Source organism: Streptomyces sp. AM25 (assembly GCF_058146165.1).
The window spans coordinates 209,773-231,081 of the sequence record NZ_JBKIWN010000020.1 but is presented as its reverse complement, the minus strand read 5'-3'; the positions used below and the strand labels follow the sequence as shown (position 1 = coordinate 231,081).

At 67.6% G+C, this 21,309-nt stretch carries 18 protein-coding genes and 1 pseudogene; 14 read left to right on the top strand and 5 right to left on the bottom strand.

Annotated elements, in window-relative coordinates:
• The 4 genes and pseudogenes from rocD to ACLHRZ_RS26735 form a co-directional block, all read right to left on the bottom strand.
• A pseudogene (gene rocD / locus ACLHRZ_RS26750) lies at positions 1–215 on the bottom strand (ornithine--oxo-acid transaminase); the annotation flags it as partial.
• A 55-nt stretch (positions 216–270) separates the two neighbouring features.
• On the bottom strand, positions 271–4,320 hold the full coding sequence (locus ACLHRZ_RS26745) for a Pls/PosA family non-ribosomal peptide synthetase (RefSeq protein ID WP_490421075.1): 4,050 nt from the start codon (positions 4,318–4,320) through the stop codon (positions 271–273).
• Positions 4,321–5,138: 818 nt separating this feature from the next.
• Positions 5,139–5,771 (bottom strand): trypsin-like serine peptidase, encoded by a 633-nt coding sequence (locus tag ACLHRZ_RS26740; RefSeq protein ID WP_490421074.1) that lies wholly within the window; start codon positions 5,769–5,771, stop codon positions 5,139–5,141.
• 641 nt (positions 5,772–6,412) lie between these two features.
• Complete coding sequence (locus ACLHRZ_RS26735) at positions 6,413–6,829, bottom strand: pyridoxamine 5'-phosphate oxidase family protein (protein WP_490421073.1); 417 nt, start codon at positions 6,827–6,829, stop codon at positions 6,413–6,415.
• An 848-nt stretch (positions 6,830–7,677) separates the two neighbouring features.
• Between ACLHRZ_RS26735 and ACLHRZ_RS26730 the strand changes: the two genes are divergently transcribed.
• From ACLHRZ_RS26730 to ACLHRZ_RS26720, 3 genes are read left to right on the top strand one after another with little or no spacing between them, the layout of a single operon-like run.
• Positions 7,678–8,028, top strand: coding sequence for a hypothetical protein (locus tag ACLHRZ_RS26730; RefSeq protein WP_490421072.1), 351 nt, complete (start codon positions 7,678–7,680; stop codon positions 8,026–8,028).
• A gap of 3 nt (positions 8,029–8,031) precedes the next feature.
• The gene (locus tag ACLHRZ_RS26725; protein ID WP_490421071.1) at positions 8,032–9,144 is read left to right on the top strand and encodes an MAB_1171c family putative transporter; all 1,113 of its coding nucleotides are present in this window, start codon (positions 8,032–8,034) and stop codon (positions 9,142–9,144) included.
• A 23-nt stretch (positions 9,145–9,167) separates the two neighbouring features.
• Positions 9,168–10,355 carry an amidohydrolase family protein gene (locus tag ACLHRZ_RS26720; protein WP_490421070.1) on the top strand — a complete coding sequence of 396 codons (1,188 nt, stop codon included), beginning with the start codon at positions 9,168–9,170 and terminating at the stop codon, positions 10,353–10,355.
• 51 nt (positions 10,356–10,406) lie between these two features.
• Here the strand turns inward: ACLHRZ_RS26720 and ACLHRZ_RS26715 are convergent, their stop codons facing one another.
• The gene (locus tag ACLHRZ_RS26715; protein ID WP_490421069.1) at positions 10,407–11,315 is read right to left on the bottom strand and encodes a helix-turn-helix domain-containing protein; all 909 of its coding nucleotides are present in this window, start codon (positions 11,313–11,315) and stop codon (positions 10,407–10,409) included.
• Between the two features lie 345 nt (positions 11,316–11,660).
• Between ACLHRZ_RS26715 and ACLHRZ_RS26710 the strand changes: the two genes are divergently transcribed.
• The 11 genes from ACLHRZ_RS26710 (at position 11,661) to ACLHRZ_RS26660 (ending at position 21,307) form a co-directional block, all read left to right on the top strand.
• Positions 11,661–11,963, top strand: a complete 303-nt coding sequence (locus ACLHRZ_RS26710; protein WP_490421068.1) for a transcriptional regulator — start codon at positions 11,661–11,663, stop codon at positions 11,961–11,963.
• Between the two features lie 425 nt (positions 11,964–12,388).
• Positions 12,389–12,973: a WhiB family transcriptional regulator gene (locus tag ACLHRZ_RS26705; protein ID WP_490421067.1), complete on the top strand. Its 585-nt coding sequence runs from the start codon at positions 12,389–12,391 to the stop codon at positions 12,971–12,973.
• A gap of 426 nt (positions 12,974–13,399) precedes the next feature.
• A complete protein-coding gene (locus tag ACLHRZ_RS26700; protein WP_490421066.1) occupies positions 13,400–14,263 on the top strand; it encodes a hypothetical protein in 864 nt (287 codons plus the stop codon).
• Positions 14,264–14,265: 2 nt separating this feature from the next.
• Entirely contained in the window at positions 14,266–14,985 is a 720-nt protein-coding gene (locus ACLHRZ_RS26695; protein WP_490421065.1) for an ATP-binding protein, read from the top strand.
• Positions 14,985–15,326, top strand: coding sequence for a DUF4326 domain-containing protein (locus tag ACLHRZ_RS26690; RefSeq protein ID WP_490421064.1), 342 nt, complete (start codon positions 14,985–14,987; stop codon positions 15,324–15,326). Before ACLHRZ_RS26695 ends, ACLHRZ_RS26690 begins: the two co-directional genes overlap by 1 nt.
• Positions 15,323–15,748: a DUF6195 family protein gene (locus tag ACLHRZ_RS26685; RefSeq protein WP_490421063.1), complete on the top strand. Its 426-nt coding sequence runs from the start codon at positions 15,323–15,325 to the stop codon at positions 15,746–15,748. Before ACLHRZ_RS26690 ends, ACLHRZ_RS26685 begins: the two co-directional genes overlap by 4 nt.
• Positions 15,745–16,878: a DUF2637 domain-containing protein gene (locus tag ACLHRZ_RS26680; protein ID WP_490421062.1), complete on the top strand. Its 1,134-nt coding sequence runs from the start codon at positions 15,745–15,747 to the stop codon at positions 16,876–16,878. The genes ACLHRZ_RS26685 and ACLHRZ_RS26680 overlap by 4 nt, the downstream gene beginning before the upstream one ends.
• A gap of 92 nt (positions 16,879–16,970) precedes the next feature.
• Positions 16,971–17,522: a hypothetical protein gene (locus ACLHRZ_RS26675; protein ID WP_490421061.1), complete on the top strand. Its 552-nt coding sequence runs from the start codon at positions 16,971–16,973 to the stop codon at positions 17,520–17,522.
• A 345-nt stretch (positions 17,523–17,867) separates the two neighbouring features.
• A complete protein-coding gene (locus tag ACLHRZ_RS26670; protein WP_490421060.1) occupies positions 17,868–19,601 on the top strand; it encodes an MSCRAMM family protein in 1,734 nt (577 codons plus the stop codon).
• A gap of 109 nt (positions 19,602–19,710) precedes the next feature.
• Positions 19,711–20,313: a hypothetical protein gene (locus ACLHRZ_RS26665; RefSeq protein ID WP_490421059.1), complete on the top strand. Its 603-nt coding sequence runs from the start codon at positions 19,711–19,713 to the stop codon at positions 20,311–20,313.
• 10 nt (positions 20,314–20,323) lie between these two features.
• Positions 20,324–21,307 carry a C40 family peptidase gene (locus ACLHRZ_RS26660; protein ID WP_490421058.1) on the top strand — a complete coding sequence of 328 codons (984 nt, stop codon included), beginning with the start codon at positions 20,324–20,326 and terminating at the stop codon, positions 21,305–21,307.
• Positions 21,308–21,309 lie beyond the last annotated feature (2 nt).

The following is a 21,309-nucleotide window of genomic DNA, read 5'->3' as shown; positions in this document are numbered from 1 at the left end:
CCGGCGAGGAAGTCGATGAAGACGTTGCCGTCCACGTCCCGTACCCAGGGCCCGGATCCCTGCGCCAGGGCGATGGGCAGCCGGCGCGGGTAGGTGCGGGCGTTGGACTCGCGGTACTGCTGGCGTTCGAGCAGGTCGGCCGAGCGGGGGCCGGGGAGTTCGCCGTGCACGTGCGGACCGTGCCAGGTGGCGGGGTCCGTCAGGGGGACTGTCATGTCAACTCCGGTGAGTGAGCGGAAGTGAAGCACTGGAGCGGTGCAGTGGTGCGGTTCAGCAGGGGCGGGCGGGGATGCCCCGCCAGTTGCTGCCTGCGGGGAGCGACTCGCCCTTCATGACCAGGGAGAGCGCGTCCAGCGTGGTGTGGGTGGCGACGGTGGCGTCGTAGAGCACGACGCAGCGCGCGCCGATGCAGGCGCCGTCGTCGACGCGGACGCAGGACATCTTCATCACCCGGTCCTCGAACAGGTGGGTCTGCAGGGAGGTGGCCTCGCCGACGGCGGCGTCGTCACCGATCTCGACCAGGTCGAACTCGGTCATGAAGGTGGTGTTCAGCCAGGTGCGGCGGCCGACCTTGACGCCGAACAGGCGCATCACGGGGGCCATCCAGGGGCTGCCGGTGAGGAAGTTGACCAGGGTGGGCACGACGAGGTTCTCGAAGAGCCCGGTGATCAGTTCGGTGCGCCGTACCCAGATGCCCCACAGGGGCTCGGTGCGGGCCCGGTAGGTGCCGATGACGAGCCACTTGAGGACCACCACGGCGAGCGTGGCCGCCACGGCCGAGCCCAGCAGCAGTACGGGGGCCAGGGCCAGGACGGCGAGGGGTGAGGCGATCTCGGCGAGATGCCCCAGGGCGTCGAACATGCCGAGGAGTGCGAGACCGCCGACGGTGGCCGGCAGGGTGACCCGCAGGTACTCGATGGCCAGGCGGGCGGCGATGAGCCCGGGGGTGGGGGCGAAGGTGTACTTCGCCGGGAAGCGCTGGCTCTCCTCGCGGCGCGGCAGGAAGAGCGCGGGCGAGCCCAGCCAGGTCATCTCCGGCTCGGTGGTGCCCTCCGGGGCCACCGAGTGCACGCCCAGCAGGCTGTTGTCCCCGATCCGTGAGGAGCCGGGCACCAGCGCGCCGTTGCCCACGAAGGCGCGCTCGCCCACGATGGCCGGCGTGAGCGCGAAGCGTCCCCGGTGGAAGACGGCCGGGCCGACCACCGAGATGTCGGCGACGAAGCTGCGCTCGCCGATCTCCAGCAGGTCGGGGTCGACGAAGCTGACGGTCGCCACCTCCGCCCAGCGTCCGGTGCGGGCGCCGAGCGCCCGCAGGAACGGCACCAGGTACAGGGTGGAGTACAAGGCGTGGGTGGTGGTGAGGCTGAGGGTCATCATGGCGTCGCCGGCCCACTTGGCCACCCCGCGCATGCTGCGCTCGGCATGCACGCCCGCCCTGCCCCGGGGCAGCAGACCCCGCTTGACGAGCAGCACCAGCAGGCAGGTGACGACGGGCACCAACGGCCCCGTCACGGCGAGGGAGATGAGCGCCGCCCACGGCCCCATGGTGATGACGAGGCAGCCGGTGATGACCGCGCCGGGCACGAGCACCGCCAGCGGCGCGAGGGTGAGCAGCAGTGCCCCCACGGCGTAGCAGGCGATGACGTGCGGCGGCCAGCCGCGCCGGTCGGCGGCGCGTTCGAGTTCGGCCAGCAGGGCCGACTTGCCGTCCTTCGGGGCGGCCGGGGAACCGGCCCAGAACTCTCCGTCGGGCACGGTGTGGTCGGCGGGGAGCAGGGTCTGGTCGCCGAGGGCAGCGGCGTCGCCGAGCCGGGAGCCCGGCAGGAGCAGGCTGTTGGTGCCGACGTGGCTGCCGGCGCCCAGGGTGACGGGAGCCAGGCGCAGCCAGCCGTCGGCGACGGAGAACGGCTGAATACGGGCGCCGTAGCTGATGCTCGACTCGGCCCCGATGCTCACCAGGGACGGCACCGCGGGCGGGACGGCGATGTGGCAGTGGCGGCCCACCTTCGCGCCCAGCAGGCGCAGGTAGGGCGGCAGCAGCGGGGAGCCGGACAGCACGGCCATGGGCGAGGTCGCCAGCACCTTGCCGTACAGCCAGAACCGCAGGTAGGTCACGCCCCACAGCGGATACCAGCCCGGTGTGACGCCGGCCATCAGCAGCCTGCCCGCCAGGAGAGGCAGCACCAGCATCTCGGCGAGCAGCCAGATCGCGTCGACGGCGAAGAAGCTGACGTAGTCCAGGTGGGCCAGGGTGGCGAGCGGCGCGATGGTGCGGATGCCGGGGGCGGGTGCGCCGAAGCTGACGGTCAGCCGGTAGCCGAGCACCACCACCGGCAGGCTCATGGCCAGCATCCACAGGTAGAGGCCGGCGAATTGGGCCAGGCCGCACGCCCACACCCGGACCGAGGAGTGGCGCCGGGGTGCCGGGGCGCCGGGAGCGGCCGCCGGCTGGGGCCGGGCGGTGGCGGCGCGGCTTTCCAGGAAGCCGGCGAGGGCGCGGACGGTGGCGTGGGCGTAGAGGTCGCCCATCGCCACATCCCGCAGCTCGGGTTCGCGGCGCAGCCGGGAGATCAGTCGGGCCGCGGCCATGGAGTGGCCGCCCAGGTCGCAGAAGAAGTCGTCGTCGGTGGACAGTTCCGCGGTGCCGAGCACCTCGCCCCAGAGCGCGGCGAGTTTTCTCTCCAAGTCGCTTGCGGGAGCCGTGCGCGCGCCGGCTTTGCGGCCGAAGGGCGGTGAGGCGGGGGCGGGCAGCCGTTTCCGGTCGACCTTGTCGGCGGCGAGCATGGGCAGCGCGTCGAGGATCTCGACGAAGGCGGGGATCATGTAGGCGGGCAGCCGCCTGCGCAGCGAACCGTGCAGCCGGTGGCGCAGCTGCTCCTCGCCCTGGCGGGCGCGGGGCGCGCTCAGCGTGAGGTAGCCGATGAGGTCCTGGGCGCTGCCGTCGACCTCCCGGGGGACGACCACCGCGTTCTCCACGGCCTCGTCCTCGCGCAGGATCTCCTCGATCTCCGCGCACTCGATGCGGTAGCCGCGGATCTTGACCTGGGTGTCGACCCGGCCCAGGTACTCGATCTCCCCGGTGGGCGTGATCCGCGCCAGGTCGCCGGTGCGGTACAGGCGCGGGACCTCGGCACGGTCCTCCACCACCGGGTTGGCGACGAACTTCTCGGCCGTCAGCTCGGGCCGGTTCACATAGCCGATGGCAACGCCCGGTCCACCGACGCACAACTCGCCCTCGGTACCATCGGGCACCGGGCACAGCTGCTCATCGACCACGTACACCCGGTAGGTGGGCAGCGGCCGGCCGATCGTGACGGGCTGATCCGCCCGCAGTTCACCACAAGTCGCCGTCACCGTCGACTCGGTGGGCCCGTACGCGTTCAGGACGCGCCTGCCGTCGCGCGCCCAACGACGCACCAGGTCACGGGGACATGCCTCGCCGCTCACCAACAGGCTGCGCAGCGCCGGAAGTTCCTCGTCAATGGTGGTGAGCAAGGTCGGTACGCAGCACAACACGGTGATGGCATGCTCGGCCAGAAACGCGCTCAGCCCCTGGCCGACCCGACGGTCATCGCCCGGCCCGGCATGGAGCGCGGCACCGGCGACCCAGGCCGGCCAGATCTCCTCGACCGAGAAGTCGAAGGCGAGCGAAAGCCCCTGATAGACGCGGTCGTCCTCGCGCACCCCGTAGACGGGCGTCGCCACCCGCAGGAAGTTGACGATGTTGGCATGACTGACCGCCACGCCCTTGGGCCGCCCCGTGGTGCCCGAGGTGTAGATCACGTAACACAGGGCCGAGGGATCGCGCAGGACTCGGGGGCGTTCGGCAGGCCGGCGGTCCAAGTCCTCCTGCACTGCGCCGATGTCGAGCACGGGGCAGCCGGCATCCGCCGTGTGATCGCGCAGACCGGAGGTGCTGACCAGGAGGCTCAGCCCGGCGTCCTGGGCGATGAACGCCACCCGGTCGGCGGGAAAGGACGGATCGAGCGGGACATAGGCGGCACCGGCCTTGAGCACGCCGAGCAGGGTGACGTACGTGTGCGGGGAACGGTCCAGGAGAATCCCGACCGTGCTCCCCTCCCCCACCCCCTTCTCACCGAGGAGATGGGCCAGTTGATTGGCACGGCGGTCGAGCTGGGCATAGGTGAGCTCGACGGTGTCGCAGACGACGGCCACCGCTTCCGGGCTCCGGTCACAGGTCCGTTCGAAGAATTCCGGCAGGAACCGGACCAGACCGATATCACTTTCCCCGTCGCCATCGGCTATTTGTGCGGCTAGAGCCGCCGGGGAACGCGACGAGACAACGCTCGCATGGGTCACTGAACTCCCCCCTCGAGAGATTGACAACCGTACGTGAGCAAGAACTCGGCCAGCATCCGCGCATACGACTAATGCCGATTCGAAAGGCGCATCCCGAAGATCTCCTGCGGCGCCTTTGCGTAACCCGGTCCGCACTCCGTTAAAGCGTCTGAAACGTAGGTGCCCGAAGCACTGGGAAACAGTGGAGATCCAGCCGTTGCGGATCGTCCGCACGTTGCTGGCGCGCCTGGGTCACCGGTGCTCACGTGAGACTTCAGTGCCCACCGACCTGGGGGTTCAGGGGCGGCCAGACAACCCTGGGGGGCGGTGGACCGGCCCGGTAGCCGGGCTCCGTGGCTGGCGAAATCCCGCCGCCCACCACGGTGGGACAGGCAAAACTTCTACCCGGTTCCTGTGAGCGCCGTAAATACCTGTCAAAGCCACGTCAATGACAAGGTCTGCATATTCCAACGACCCCCGCACAGCGGCCCGCCGAGCCCTGAGACACGAAATCCTCAGCTCCGGGCAAAGAAATAGGAAACGCCCTGCGCCCGGCCACGCCCAACCCACGTGGGGTGGGAGCGGAACGCCCGGCCCCCGACGCGCAGATCCCGGACCAGCCGCCTTGCACCGCCTGTCACATCAGCAGGCCGCCGCAGCACCCAGCCCCGAATCAATAACTCTGCCGAAGGAGCGAGGTGGCCTTCGCCCCGCCGCCCCACCGCGATCACTCCCCAGACCAGACCGCAGCCCGTTCCACCAGGACATGTTCGTGGAGCGAGCGATGCGCGACCGCGATAGAAAGGCAGCCAGATCGCCAGCTCCGTAAGGTGCGGATGCTAGTTCTCTTGACTGACGGCCTTGTCGTACAGGGACTTGATGGCGTCGTTGAAGTAGGGGCTGTAGGAGGTGTCGTCGGTGTCGCCGCCGGTCTGGTAGCCACCGATGACACCGATGACCTGGCCGGTGTGGGTATTGCTGTCGAAGTGGGCGAGCCAGGGGCTCCCGCTGGTCCCGCTGCTGTAGCCGGTGCAGTCCACTTTCATCTGGTCCGGCTGGAACTGCACCGTCTTGTTGACGCACGAGATGGGGTCCTGCCCACTGTCCGGATAGCCCGTGATCTGCACCCGGTTGCCGTAGCCGGCGTTGTAGCCGAAGCGGTTGGCGCCCAGCACATCAGCGATCCGCTTGCCGTTGAGCTTGTCGATGATGACGAACCCCACGTCATAGTCCGGGTCGGACGACCGCACCCAGTGATCGTCGACGACCATCTTCCCGACCGTCCAAATCCCGTTGGGCGTCTGGCCGTCACGGTAGCCGGGGACGAATGCCAGGTCCGTCTTGTAGCCGCCGCCCTTCCCCGCATGGAGGCAGTGTGCCGCAGTGATCACCACGGACTTGCCGGGACTGTCCACGACACTCCCGGTACAGAAGTGGTCACCGCTGCCGTCGTGGCTGAACACCGCACCCACCCGGGCATTGGACGAAGTCGGCGGCGGAGTGCGCGAGACGCCCCGCTGATAACGGAACGGCCGGGCGCTGCGCATCCGGCGGGCATCCCAGCCATGCGCGCGCTCCGTCGCACCCGCAGACGGTGAGGAGTCCCGGCTGTTGCGCCCCGGCGTGTCACCGGCTGCACAACCTGATAGAGCAGCCAGTCCGACGAGTACGGCGGCCATCACAGCAGACCTGAGAAACATGGCCGGATGCTAGGGCACACACCGTCTGGATCAGAAGGACTTGGTCACTGCTGCGGTTGCTCCCGGGCGGAGTGCAGGTGTTCAACATGGCGCTGGGGATAGGGGTGACAGCGCGTGCGTGTACTGACACGCCGGGCCAGCCTGAGTTTATCGGGGCAGTGAGTGCAAGCAACGCGACCGAAGGCCGTGCGGTACCCGCCTTCATGCCGTGGCCGTCGTCTGAAGAGTGGACCGGGATCGACACTTGGGTCCTTCTGTAAGTGGCCGCCGTCAAGCCGCCAGGCAAAGCCATGACCGCGACTTTGGCCCCCGCGGTCAAAGCGTCGGCCTGCCTTGCTCCCCGCAACGGTCCGATGCCCGTTGCGGAAGCACCCTGCGCTGCGGGAAGCGCAAACCTACGCTGCGGCCTTCGGTCACCTCGGCACTTCCACCTGCCCCATGGCGCGGTCGATCGTGATCTCGATGACCACTCGGTCCGAGTTCGGGGCCGGCATGCGGCCGTACCTCTCGGCGTAGCGAGCCACTGCCTCCTCCACCGCGGCGGTGTCGGTGAGGATTTCGGCTGTGCCCTCCAGCGTCGCCCAGCGACCGCCGTCCACCTGGCAGACAGCCACGTCGGCTTGCCCCGGCAGTGCGGCCAGGATGTTGGCGACCTTCTTGCTGGACTTGAGGGTGATGACCCGCGCCTTACCGGCCTCCGCGTCGAGGGTCACGCCGACGGGCACGACGTGGGGTCGGTCGTCCGGTCGGATCGTCGTCAGTGTGCACAGGTGGTACTCGCCCCAGAACTCCAGGTAGCTCTGACCCTTTTTGGCTATTGCGTTGAACATGGCTGAAAAGACTAATGGGGGTGATGCCCTGATCTGCCCCAAAGTGACCGTGCACACAGCGCCTCACGAGACCACCACTGCTTGACGTTTTGCCCAGTTCACGACCACATGACCGATTCACCCCTTGATCGAATGTCTCAGATCAATAACGGGCGTTCCCGGCGGTAACGGCGGAATGAGAGCCCTTGGAAGCCCTTGAGGAGGGCACGACAGAATCCTGAAATACCAGGTCAGAAGCATGGTCTACGCCTCACAAGAGCCGATTTTGCGGCGATAGACGCAGCGAGAGAGGTGCATAACGGACCTACTGGAAGGTTACTTTCCAGTCGGGCGCTGTCGGAGGTGTCACGTAATGTCCAACGAGGTTCCCGGAAGGTCGGCCGTGGCTGCTCGCAGTCCCGGCGCTCGTTCACGCCCGCGCTCCTGTTGGCGCGCGTGGCACTGTTCGACGCCCTGACCGCTCCCTGCCCGCACTTGGCGGCGAAGGAACCGAACGGACGGATGGGTTTGGCCGTCGCCCGGCTCCTACGAGCCATTAACGGCCGGTACGAAGGGGTTTACTCATGTGGTCAGGAAAGCGTGGTCACGCGGCTCAGCCCACGGTGCCTCGGCAGGGTGGGGCGGGTCACCGCCGGTTCGGGCATTGGCGTGCTGCAGAACGTCGGACGGTCGAGCGGGACCTTGACCGCCGGATACGGCACGAGCTCCGAGAGCTTGGCATCCAGTTCCCGCTCGACGTCGAAGAGCTGTGCCGGGTGTACGGCGAGAGGCGTGGACGGCCCATCGTCGTCAAGCCGTTCCCGCTTGAGACCCCCGGGCCCTCTGGGCTGTGGGTGGATACCCCCCAGATGGATGTGATCGTCTATCAGCAGGAGACGACGCGCCTCCACCAGGAGCACATCATCCTCCACGAGTGGGGGCACATCCTCGTTGCCGAGGACGAAGCAGCGGCAGAGGGTCAGGAATCTCCCGATGACTACGTCGAGGGCTGGGCAACCATGATCCCGGTCCTGGACCCGAAGCTGATCCGCCGGGTGGCCCGGCGCTGTTCGTACACCTCCGGGGAGGAGTGCGCCGTCGAGCTGGTGGCCACGATCATCCTGGAGCAGTCCGCGATGACCGGCCCCGCTCCTTCGGTGGAGGACCCCTCCCTGCGCCGGGTTCAGTCGGCCATCGGTGACCGGCGAGGGTGGCTGTAACCGGTGACGACTCTCCTCCTCCTGGGCCTTGTGGCTGCCGTCGTGTGGAAGCTCTACAAGCTGGCCCGCGATCCTCACGACGCCCCTCTGCGCTCCGTCACCCTGTGCCTGCTGACGGCGGCACTCTCCTACCCCCTGGCCATGCCCGGCGGCGCCTCTGGCGTCGACACAGTGGCTGGCCACGGCGCGGCGAAGCTGATCCAGAACCTTCTGCTGCTGGGCACGGTCTACTTCTTGCTGTGCTTCTACCTGTACTCGGCTGATGAGAAGGCGGGCCGCCGGCGAGCACGGCGGGAGGCCGTCGTCGTCCTGCTGGTGGCCGCGGCAATCACCATCGCGGCCGAGTCGGTGCCGCACAACGTGTTCGCGGGCAGCTTCAGCACGGCGGACATGACGATCCCTCAGATCGCCTTCTTCTATGGCGGCGCCGGGCTATATCTCATGTACGCCCTGGGCGTCGCCGGGCGGTGGACCCGCCGGTACGCCCGCATGTCGCAACGCCCGCACTCGACGGGCCTGTGGATGGCCGCGATCGGGCTCAGCGCCATGTCCGTGGCCTGCGCGGTCCGCGCGGTCATCGTGGCCATCCGCTGGAGCGGCAGGACCGTCCCCCATCCCCTCATGGCCGGGGTGGCCTTCCTGCTCGTGGTGTCCATCCTGCTCTTCGTCGCAGGTGTGACGTACCCCGGAGCAGCCGCAAGGATCACGTCCATGCGCCGCTGGCTCCGCCTACGCCGTGAATACCGACGCCTCGCCCCGCTGTGGCAGCTGCTCTCCGAGGCATACCCCGAGCACGTGCTGAAGCCCGCCTCGACCGCGCTCTTCGACCGGTGGCGCGCTCGCAGCATGCACAGGCGGCACCACCGGCGGATAGTGGAGTGTCGTGACGGGCTGGTCGATGTCAGCCCCTACCTCGTAGACGAGGACGACGACTCTGTTCTCGGCCTTGCCCCCGCAGAGCTGGCTGTCCGCCTTCGCCAAGCCGTGGCCACGATCGGGCAGGGTGCCCCCGCCCCACGTCCGGCTGTACCGCTCGCGATGGCCCTCGGCGGCGACAGGGAAGCCGACGTGCGGCAGCTGATCGCCGTATCGGACGCACTCCGCCAGGCTGCATGACCATCGATGATCAAGGAGACGAGATGCTGCTGATCACTGCCGACCGAGTCCTCGTCGGCTCGGGGACCTACCTGGACGACGGCGCGGTCCTCGTCGAAGGCGACTCGATCACTGCGGTCGGACCGCGAACGCAGATCGCGGAGCAGGCAGGCCCGGACGTCGAGCACCTCGCCGTCACGGGCACTGTCCTGCCCGGCCTCATCGACGCCCACGTGCACCTCGTCTTCGACGGCAGCGCGGACCCGGTCGCCGCCCTCCGCGAGTCGAGCGACGAACAACTCCTCCAGGCCATGCGCCTGCGTGCGGAGCAGCTTCTGCAAAGCGGCGTGACGACGGCACGTGACCTGGGCGACCGAAACGGCCTGGCCCTGCATCTCGCCTCGGAGATCGCTGAGGGGGCCGCTCCCGGTCCTCGGATCCTCTCTGCTGGCACGCCCGCGACCGTGCCGGGAGGGCACTGCTACTTCCTCGGGGGCGAAGTCACCGGGGAGACCGCGATCCGCGAGCTGGTGCGGCAGAACATCGCGGCCGGCGCCACCGTGATCAAGGCCATGGCCACCGGCGGCGGCCTGACCAAGGACGGACCGAAGAGCTGGCAGACCCAGTTCTCCGTGGAGGATCTGCGCGTCCTTGTGGATGAGGCGCACAAGGCCGGCGTGCCCGTGGCGGCCCACGCACACGGAGCCGACGGCATCGCGGTGTCCGTCGAAGCAGGCGTGGACACGATCGAGCACTGCTCGTGGAGCACGAGCGACGGTCTCAGCTTCCGGCAGGACGTCCTGAAGCAGATCATCGACAAGGGCATCGCCGTCTGCCCGGGAGTCAGCCCCCACTGGCAGATGCTCAGCCGCTTCCTGGGCGAGGAGCGTGCGGAGGCCATGTTCGATCTGGTGCGGCAGATGGCAGAGGCCGGAGTGAAGCTCGTTGCAGGGACCGACGCCGGAGTCCAGCGCACGGGGTTCGACGGCCTGGCGTCGGCACTCGGCTTCTACGCCCACCTGGGCCTGCCGAACAGCAAGATCATCGACATGGCGACGGTCGATGTGGCCGACGCTCTGGGGCTGGGCACGGTGACCGGGCGGATCGCCCCCGGCTTCCGGGCGGATCTTCTTCTGGTTGACGGCGACCCGCTTGCCGACCTCGACGCGCTGAAGGCGGTCCGGGCCGTTGTCGCAGCTGGACGACGGTACGAGCCGACCGCGACGGCGTAACCTCCGCCAGGGTGGCGCCTGCTCAGGGGCTGTACGGCTCCGGAGCAGGTGCTACTCCTTCGAGCCTGGCTCTTCTTTCTCCCGCTCCTCCAGTTCGGTCACGAGGTCGTTGACGAACGACATGACGGTGGAGGACAGTCCCTGCTCGCCGATGCCCCGGGCCCGGACACGTCCAACAGCGCCCTTCCGTGACGCCGACAGAAGCTGGAGCCCCTCGTAGACCTGGCGGGCCACCGCGTCTTCGGGCTGGAAGTACAGCGGCGTCACGCCGAAGAACGCTGCCATCCCTTCGAGGACGATCGGGGGCGCAGATTCCCGGGCGCCGGTCCGGAAACCGCGGATGTCCCCTTCCGCGATGACCTCTGAACCAGCGTGGGCGTTGACGGCCTCGGCGATCTCCGCGTCCGAGGGAGGCTCTTGCTCCCCCGGGTAGGACCGTTCAAGGATCAGGGCGATCTTCTCCGCCAAGGTGCCGGGCAGGGCATCGGGAGCGTGCGCGGCATCTGATCCCTGCGGCTCGGGCCGGCCCTCCTCCTTCTGGGCCTCGGCCATGGACCGCTCCTGCGCACGCCTCAGCTCGTCTTCGCCGACACCGTATGCCTCGGCAAGGGGCGCGAGATACCGGTCTTTGAGTCGCCTCTCGCCCCGTTCGGCCCCTGACACGGGGCCAGCACTCTTGGTACCGATGATCTGAGGGGTTTCGGTCAGGTAGAGGCCGGCGTCACGTCGCAGGTCTGCAAGGTTGGGGAGTCCGGTTCGCCGGAACAAGTCGTCCAGTTCACGCCCGAGCGCCCGGGCCAGGGCCGGGAGCTTCTCCTGATCGGGAACCGACAGGCCGGTCTCCCAACCGCTGTAGGTCGAGGGGCGGACGCCGACATCAGCGGCTACCTCGTGCTGCTGCTTGTCAGCAGCCCGCCGCACCGCGCGTACGCGGCTCCTGTCGAAGTGGCGAGCAGGCATCACACGACCCCGTTTTTTCTCCGAACCGAAGAAACCTCGGCCTGTTGATTTTTTCTATGAACTGGGATAGCTTCATTTTAGCGAAAAACGAGGGGATTCGCACTCCCCTCCGATCTCGCTGCGGCCTTCCTAGCGCCTGCGTGCGCAGGGGAAGGCCGAGAAGGGGCCCGCTCCCGATGCGGCTGCGTTGCCCCAAAAAACCATCGGCGCCCGAGAGTTCGCACCTCCCGGACGCCCGACAGCTCTGATCACGGCCCCCTGCAAGGGGCTCGTAGATCACCCAGACGGCCGCTCCGCGTCCCTCGCCAGGCACTGACGGAGTGGCCACACATAGAGGAGTGTCGCATGTCCCCAACCGTGGACAGCAAGTCCATGCCCACTTCCGCCACGGCAAAACGGCTGGCCGATCAGCTGGCGGTGATGCTGCCCGACGCCGCCGTCGTGCAGGTACGCCTCCAGGGCCCCCGAACCCTGTGGCCGCACCTTCGGCTCACTGCCGAGGATGAGCATGGACAGGTCCTCCGGGTACCGCGTGCTAAAGCCCTGACCATGGCGCGATGGATCATCCGTAGCTTCCCCAATGCAGGCTGGACCACGGGCCATGCCTTCGATCTGCGCACGGCTCAGCTGCATGGGCGGGAGGCGTGATGTCGACAGCAGCACCGGCCGCCCTGGGGCCTGTGGAATTGCAACAGCTCGCGGCCATGGTGAGCCTACTTACCCGTGCCAGCGACGGCGATTCCCTTCTTCAGCACATCCCGGAAACCCACGGCAACCGCCTTCACCTCGGGTACAGCGAAGCAGCCAAGCGTCTAAACATCCCTGAAAAATGGCTGCGCGAGAAAATAGGCGCTCTCCCTCACCGGAAACTCGGAAGGTACGTCCAGTTCACTGAGGACGACCTTCGAGCTATCTCCGACATGCATTTCGTCCAGCCAGGACGGCCCGCCGGGTCTAAGAACGCATCGACGTCTACCTCGCCGTTGCGCCCTTCAACTCGCGCACGCAGCCACTCCTGACCCTTTACCGCATCCGTGCGCCGAACGCCGAATGCCATACAGCACTGAGACGAAATGAACACAGGGATACACAGCTTCACCGAGGCAGCAAAAAGGGGCGACTGGGGTCCCCTGATCGAAGCAGCAGGAAAGGCGCCGGGGAAGCGCTGGGCAGAAAATGCCAAGTGCGCGGGCCAGGACACAAGAGTTTTCGTCCTTACGGGGGACGGGCCAGACCTGGACCCTGACCTGGTCAAGAAGCGGAAAGGCATCAGGCTGAACCGTCCGCTTAATTTCTGCGCGGCATGCCCGCTGGCCGTTTCCGCGCGATGCCTGCTCGAATCGCTCCGGCACGACGATGAATACGGAATCCGAGCAGGACTGCTTGCCTCAGAGCGCACAAGCCTCCGGGTGGCCTGGCAGCGACGCGTGGACAGCAACGCGGTCTCAGCTGCTGTCCACGGCTCCACCAGCATTCTCAGCGCAGCTGAGCGTGACGAGGTTGTTGCGGCTTTTTCCTCTGATCCATCGCTCAGCCCTGCACGGGTCGCCCGCGGGCTCGGGGTCACTCACGCGCAGCTGTTGAAGCTTGTGCGTAAGCACCGTAAAAGCTCCTCGCCAGCTTCCACAGCAGCGGCCACGCACGTAACTGCGGCCTGAGTCTCCTCGTCAAGAGGCCCCATTCTTCACGCAATGAGTCCCTTTGCGTTTCCTCGGGAGTTCTCCCATGTCACACCATTTTTCGGCCATGCCGCCGAGCCCTGACCTCCGCAACGAGATAAGCACGTTGACGCCGTCAGCCATACTGATCCGCGTTCTTCCTGCGAGTCGAGCTGTTACCCATTTCTTCGAGTCAGATTTCTGTCGGCTCTTCGTAAATCAGGACGTAGAGCGGCAAGTAACTCGTCTCATTCGCCGCGCCTTCGCCAACGTCGCAGACTGGCGCTGGGCTCACGATTTTCACGTTCCGTCGGGCAATCTTTATCTCACTCCTGAGCCGTACCAAAAGGGATACGTCCCCGAGGACGATTACTCGTTTGGAATGGCGGCTCACCGCCTTATAGCTGCCCCCGGGGGTGGTAGTCGATGAGCGAGATTGCAACAGAGTTGGTCTGGTCCTTTTCTCAATCCCGCCGAGGATCACGTCTCGTAATGCTGGCGCTGGCCCGAGCATCGGACGATGCGGGGAGAGCCGCCCTGACCCTGGACTCCATAGCCGCACTAACGGGCCTCAGTCCGCGGACCATCGTCAACTGTCTGGGGGAACTGAAGTCCCTTGGGGAAATCACCTACCAGCGCGGCGGAGGGAATCACAACCCCAATAACTACTCGATCCTGCTGACCGACCCGGCCGCAGAGTCTCCCGCCGACCGGCGCACGGAAGTTCCAACTTCCGTCCAGGGCAGCGAGGAAGACGGAAGGAACTTCCAGGAAGTTCCTTCCAGGAAGCAGTGCACGACCGCCACAAGTGGGAAGTCTCTGCGTCGGAAGTCGGAAGTTTTGTCCTCGCGCACGGGTGGTGTTAATACTCCCGTAGGGAGTATTAACACCCCTTCAAAGCAAGCTAGCTTGCCCAGTCTGACCGACGCTCCAAGCTCATCGGCAGCAAGCCCGGTAGATGTTCCGGAGGGCGCCAAGGAGCTCGTGGCCGCGATGACGGCTGCGGGAATGCTCGTGGGCTGGCGGCTGACCGATGGCGAATGGGGCTCGGTAACAGCTCTCGCCGACCAGTGGGGCCATGAACGGCTGGTTGAGATGGTGGCGCGGCGCTGGAATTCCGCTCGTCCGCCGCAATCGGCCCGCTACCTGCTTCGCATCTGGGCGGACCTCCCGTCCCAAGGTCCTGCCGAGCCCGCCGCGGGCAACGTTGTGCCTCTCCGGCCGGAATCGGGGGGTTGGAAGCCCTTCCGCAACCCCACAAAGCCCAGTGCCTACGCGAACGGATTTTGATCATGGCCAAGCCAGAATGCGCAGGACAGGCCCGGTCGATGCGCGCCCTTGACCGGATCATCGCAGCCCGGGGTATCCGCCTCGGGCCGGACAGCGAGCACCTTGACGACGTGGGGCCGGGTGCCCCGGAGTGGCACCGCAAGACCCGTGCCGAGTACGCGCTGAACCGCTGGCAGACTGCTACCCCTCCGCGCTTCCGCGACGCCGAGGCGAGCCTTCCGGCGGTCGTGGCCTGGGCGGACCGGGCGCTTGCCGACCCCTCGTCCGCAGGGGCCCTCCTGTTGACGGGCCTGACCGGGACGGGGAAGACACACCAGGCGTTCGGCGCACTTCGCCACGTCGCGGCCGGCGGCCCGGCGCAGTTCGAATTGCTCGCCGTCAACAGCGCGGACATGTACGGGAGCCTGCGCCCGTCCCACGTGATGGGCGCTTCGGAGCAGGAGTTGCGGCGCCTCTCCCGGGTGCAATTCCTCTTCTTGGACGACTTCGGCACTTCGAAGTCGTCGGAGTGGACCGAGGAGATCACCTATCGCCTGATCAACCACCGGTACAACCACTGCTTGCCGACCATCATCACGTCCAATCTTCCGGCCCGTGATGCCAACGGCCCGGATCTCACGGACTTCGTGGGCGACCGAGTAGCCAGCCGACTCGCTGAGATGGTGACCACGCTCGTGCCCATGGTCGGGGAAGACCAGCGCCGGGTACGGGGTGTTGCCTGATGCCGACCCGCTACCGCGGATCAGCCCGTGCCGCCTCGGTCCTGTCCCCGCACTGCATCTACGTCGGACGCGGCAGCCACTACGACACCCCCTTCCGGACCGGGCAGCCCAGCCCATCCGGTGACCGGCGGCCGATGACTCCTGAGGAGGCCGTGGACCTCTTCGCCACCACCCTTCGCGGCCCGGTCGGGCTTCACTACGCCCAGCAATTCGCCGAGGCCCTGCGAGGCCGGGACTTGATGTGCACCTGCCCGCTCGACGAGCCGTGCCACGCCGACGTCCTCCTCCGCCTGGCCAACGGCCGCCCCTGCTCTTCCCCTTCCGAAGGACTCGTCCGATGACTCACCCGATCATGTTTGCTGCGGCCCGACGCCTGGTCACAGAAGAAGAACGGCGCACGGCAATACGCGAGAACGCATTTCGTATGTGGGGGCCGAGGTCGGTGTCGGCCGCCTCGAAGTACGCCCGCCGTGTGCTCGGCGACGAGGCCGTAACCCTCGAATGGGAGCCGCTGGGGGTATTGCGCCTGGAGGAACACCTTCAGGCCTTCACGTCACTGGACACGGTCGCCGGCCAGCACCTGGAGCTCTACTACAGCGGGGACGCCCAAGAGTCGGAGCGGCTCGTCCTACGGCGCTCCTGCATCTCTTGTCCGAGTCAGCAGGTGGACGAAGTGAACTCGCTCGAACAGCTCGGCCGACTGCTGGCGCAGACTCCCGCGTGGCAGTCCATCAACCCGCGAGACGGCGGTGCGCAGGCATGAGCGACGCACGCATAGCCGAGAGGCACAAGCTGAACTCGATGTCCGGCTGGGACCGCACGGCGATCATCCTCCTGGGCACAACGGGGTTCGCATTCAGCTACGACGCGCTGCGTCAGGTGGCCCTCGCGATCCACGCACGGCCGACTCTCTCGTACCTCTTCCCGGTCTTCATCGACGGCTTCATTGCCTATGGCGTGCGTGCGTTGGTGCTCCTTCGACACGGGAGGTTCAGTGCGCGCTTCTACGCGTGGGTGCTCTTTCTCGCCGCGACTGGGGCAAGCCTTTGGGCCAACGCCCTTCACGCAATCACGCTGAACCACGGTCCGCTGTCCGGACCGGCCCCATTGCATCTGGGGGACCGTGTGGTCGGTGTCCTTTCGATGCTCGCTCCGCTGGCGCTGGCGGGCTCGGTGCACCTGTACATCTTGATGGCGCGGACGGCCGAGTCGTCCGTCCCGGACAGGCCGGAAAACGGTCCGGGACCGGTCCCCGAGCCGCGCGTCCCCTCCGCACCGGCCGAGAAGCGGCGCAGGCTGACAGCCCTTGGGGCGGGCCTGAGGGAGCGGCTGAACCGCAGGTCCGCTCCGGTCCGTCCGCAGGCGGACGGCCGTGCGCACAGCCCGACGGACCAGCCCGGACCGGTCCAGGAGCAGGGTGGCAAGGCCATTCCGGTCCACCCAGCAGACGCGGAGAACGAGTCGGTGGCGGGCCGGGGCCATGAGGGCGGTGCCCCGGACGGACAGCCCGGACCGCGCGTTCAGGACGGTGAGGAGTCCGGCGCCGCTGTCCCTGCTACAGACGATGCGGAAGAGGAGAAGGATCCTTTTGCGAAGGCGCCCGACGAAGCGCAGGGCGAGGACCAGCCGTCCGTCCCGGACGGGGCCGAAGCCGTCCCGGGCCGGGAAGCCGTTGACGACTGGATGCGGCAGCTGCTGCCCATCGCTCAGGAGGCATCCCGGCAGGCAGGCCGGATCAGCCGGTCTGTGGTCCAAGAGGCGGTCCGCGCTAAGCAGCCGATCAGCAATGACCGCCTGGGCGAGCTGATCGCCTTCCTCAAGAAAGAGGAGGAGAGGGCCACGGCAAGAGGCAAGGAGCGGACTCCCGCGAATGTCTCAAGCGGGCTGTGGTGATCTCATCTCGTAGGTGAACCCCGTCCCGGCCGCCGCGTCGCCGACGTCATCGCGGCGGCCGGGACGAGCTACTGATCCAGGAGGAAGCGACTGTGTGGCGCCGTCGATCGAAGGCAGGGCTCGAAGGCCAGGAAGCCGAGCGGACAGCAGCTCAACTCGAACTCCATCTCCAGGCCGGCGGCGCTCTCGTGCCGATCCCGGTGACGGGTCTGCTGCTCGACGACGGCGAGACCGCATTCGCCGACGTGACGTGCTCGGTGGCTCGCTACTACGGGACTGAGGTCGTCTACCCGCCTGGAGGTGCGGGGTACTTCGAGGATCACCCCACCTTTGGACGCCAGTGGGTACCCAATCGCCGTCTCGATGAACGGCGCCGCCGGGAAGCGAAAGCGGATGCCCAAGAACGCTGGCGCGATCACGCGTCTGCGCGCGTGGTCCTCACCTCGGCCGGACTCCGCATCAACCCGGCCGAGGACGACACCTGGTTGCCGTTCGACCACGTCCTCCTGACCGACGTCACGACCCACGCCAGCCAGCCCACCGTGACGCTCTCGTACAGCGTGTGTGCGCCTGTTCTGCTCTCCGGGCCCGCGGCTCCCTGGCTGGGAGTTGCTATCCGGCACCTCTGGCAGTCGCAGACATAAGGGTTTTGGCCCCGTCGCACGCCGATTCCCATTAGTTGGAAATAACTTCCTGGAAGGAACTTCCTACTTTCATGAAAAGTGGAGTTGGTCGCGGACTCCTGTCAGGATTTCGGCACGGCCGACGCCTAGCGCGTCCTTTTGGCCGTGCAGTTTCCGCATACCCGGACGCTGCCGTCTCGCGTGGGGAGTTGATTGACCTTGATATGACGCCAGACGGCCTGGGAATACGCGTTTCCAGGCCGCGTATCGGGAAGGGGAGTCGGCAGCGAATGGCGCGATGAGGTTCGGCTCCCACCTCCGAAGTCCTCGAATTCTGGAGGGCTTCCGTAACAGGAGCACGACTTCATGCGTTCACGCATACCCACTCCATCCCGGATGGCCGCCATAGCCGTGGCCGCCGGCGTGGTGGGAACGCTGGCCTGGGCGCCCCCGGCGGGCGCGGCCGACAAGTACGGCCCGGGATTTCAGATTCCGGACTCGGAGGGGCACGCGGCTTCCAGCCACATCGGCGCCTACGGCCCCCCGGGAATGCGCGTCTGGGGTGACACCGAGACATATTGTGCCGACCCGTCGCGGCGGGGTCCTGATTCGGCAGGCGGATACTCCGACCCCAAGCCCATTTCTCATTGGACCTCGTCGGAGACCGGGCAGTCCGTGCCGGACAGCTCGGTGGCCTACGCCTCGTACATCATCGGCAAGTACGGCCAGACCCGGTCCGACGCGCAGGCGGCAGCGGTCGACACAGCGACGTACGAACTGCTCGCCGGTGGCGCGTACGGGATCAACGGGTCCCGCGGCAAGGCTCGCTTGTCCTACCCGAACGTGCCGCCCAGTGCCCGCACGATGGCAGCCGAGTACCTCGCGGAGGCCAAGCGCCTCGCTGGCCCGTACAAGCTGCACGTCCGTCCGAAAGTGAAGGAGACGACGGCGGGCACGGCCGTGACGGTCGACGTGGAGGTCACGTCGACGCTGTCCGGCGAGCGCGTTCCGGGTGTCAAGGTCAGTCTCGACGCAGGGCCGGCCCACGGCACCGTCACGACGGGCACCGACGGGCGGAGCGTCTGGAAGTTCACGCCATCGACGGCAGGCACGTCGACGGTCAAGGGCAGCGCCTCCGGCCTGCCGGGGTCACAGCTCAAGACGCTGGATCCGCACGACTCCCGTGCACAGCGCATGCTGCTGGCCGGAGACACGACCACGGTCCAGGACTCGGCTGCTGTGGAGGTCAAGCCAGCGACCGGCGGCCTGGAGATCCACAAGAAGGACCCGGAGGGCACCCGGCTGACCGGGGTCACCTTCCAACTCCTGGACTCCGCCGGGAAGGTTACGGCAGATGGCAAGACGAACAAGGACGGCGTCCTGACCTTCGAGGGCCTGAAGCCGGGCACGTATCGGCTGCACGAGACCTCGTCCGGTGACAACGTGCACGCCCTGGTGCCGGACCAGGATGTAGTGATCGTCGCTGGGCAGTCCGGCTCGGCCAAGCCGATCACCGTCGTCGATCCGTTCAAGGACGCCGACCTCGTCCTGAAGAAGGTCGACAAGGCAACGGGCAAGGCGCTCGCGGGTGCTGTGATCGAGATCAACGCGGACCGGGTGGACTCCTCGGGCAAGCACCAGCCGGGCAAGAAGGTCACTGAGCTGACCACCGGGAAGGACGGCTTGGCCAAGGCCAAGCTCGGCGTTTCCCTCCGTGAGGGGACGCACTACTGGGCACGGGAAAGCAAGGCCCCGGACGGGTACCAACTAGCCCCTGCCCAGGAGTTCACCGCCCGGCCCGGCGCTCAGGTCACGGTGACGGTGGAGGACTCCCCGGTCCCGCCGACCACTCCGCCCACGACTCCGCCGTCTCCGCCCATCACGCCGCCGACACCGGATCACCCGGGCAAGCCCAGAAAGCCGGACGTTCCCGAGACTCCCGAGAGCCCCAGCGGTTCCCTGGCTCACACCGGGTCCGAGAGGACGGCGTGGCTCCTGGGTGGCGCTGGTGCCCTCCTCGCCGCTGGAGGCGGGGCGGTCTGGATGACCCGCCGTCGCCAGCAGGCACCGGCCGGCGCTGGTAACAGCCCGCAGGAGTAGTCCCCCAACTCCTCCTGCGCAGGGGGTGTTGCGGCCCCCTCTCCCCTACCCCGGGGCCGCAACACCCGCCCCTCACTTGATCTCCCTGCACCAAGGTCGCGGTACACCCATGCCTCGCTCCACCCATTTCATCCTGATATCAACCTCTATAGCCGCTGCGGCCTCCGTGACGCTGCTGCTCTCCGGCTGCTCCAGCTCGACCAGTGACGGCCCGGCGCCGAAGAAGGCACGGCCGGACTCAGTGTCCTCGGGCATCACTGCCTCGGCCGCGCCGACGACGGCCGCCTCCGCCGCCGCTAGCTCCACCACGGTGCCCGCGGACGTGGAGACGGTGGCCCAAAGCTTCGCAACGACCTACGCGGAGCATGACGCCCGCGATGGCGGTGACCGGTCGTACGCCGACGCGGGCGCGCGGGCCGCAAAGTTCGCCACCGGCGAGCTGGCCGACGTCCTCGCCCAGAAGCGCCCGGGGCAGGAGGCCCCGTGGGCGGCCCTGCGGGCTGAGCAGGTGAAGGAGACAGTCAAGGTCACCGGCGTCGCGGTGCCGGACGGCGCTCCTGCCCCGGGGCCGTCATCCGTCCTCGTGCGGGTCGCGTACACCCTCAGCACGACTCCGAAGTCCGGGCCGACTCGGCAGAGCAGCGAGCAGCTCGCTCTCCGCCTGGAGCACACCGCCGACGGCTGGCGCGTCGCCGCGCTGCCCTGGGCCTGACGGGGTCGCGATGCAGAAGACGGTAAAGATCGTCCTCAGTCTCCTTGCTGCCATGGTCATTTCGGGCGTCATGCTGCTGACGACCTTCGGCGGTGCGGACAGCGCCAAGGCCCAGGAGACGGGCTTTGGCGGCGGTATCGCGACCGACGCGCCGGTGCCCGGGTGGCTGCGGACGCTGATCAACAAGCACGCCGGTAAGTGTCCGCAGGTCACGGCCTCGATCCTGGCCGCGCAGCTGTACACGGAGTCGAACTTCGACCCCAAGGCCCGGTCGCCCGTGGGCGCTCTGGGGATCGCGCAGTTCATGCCGGACACCTGGGCCCAGTACGGCCAGGACGGCGACGGCGACGGGATCAAGGACGTCTTCAACCCGGCCGATGCGGTAGCCGGGCAGGCCAACTACGACTGCGTGGTGGCCGGGGAGGTCAAGGGGGTTCCCGGAGACTCCACGGACAACATGCTCGCGGCGTACAACGCGGGCAGCTACCCGGTGATCAAATACCAGGGCATCCCGCCGTACCCCGAGACGCGCGACTACGTGAAGGCCATCCGCGAGCTGGCCAAGAAGTGGGCCGACGCCGGCGCGGTCAACCCCAACCTGCCCGCGGGGAAGGGCGCCGCTCGGGCCATCGCCGCGGCGAGGACGGCGCTGGGGACCTGGTACCAGTGGGGCGGCGACTGCGTCTCGCCCTACACCGGTCAGGGCGGCTGTGACTGCTCCTCGCTCACCAAGATGGCGTGGGCCAGCGCCGGAGTAAACCTCCCCCGCGTCACGTACGACCAGGTCCACGCCGGGACCGCCGTCAAGAGCGTGTCCCAACTCCAGCCCGGTGACCTCCTGTTCACGGTGCCCGGCTCCGCCGGACCCGAACACGTCGGCATGTACATCGGCAACAACGAGGTCATCGATGCCCCGCACACCGGGGCCCAAGTACGGATCAAGCCGCTCAGTTACTGGACGCCGCAGATCATCGCGATGCGGCACGTCGGCTAATC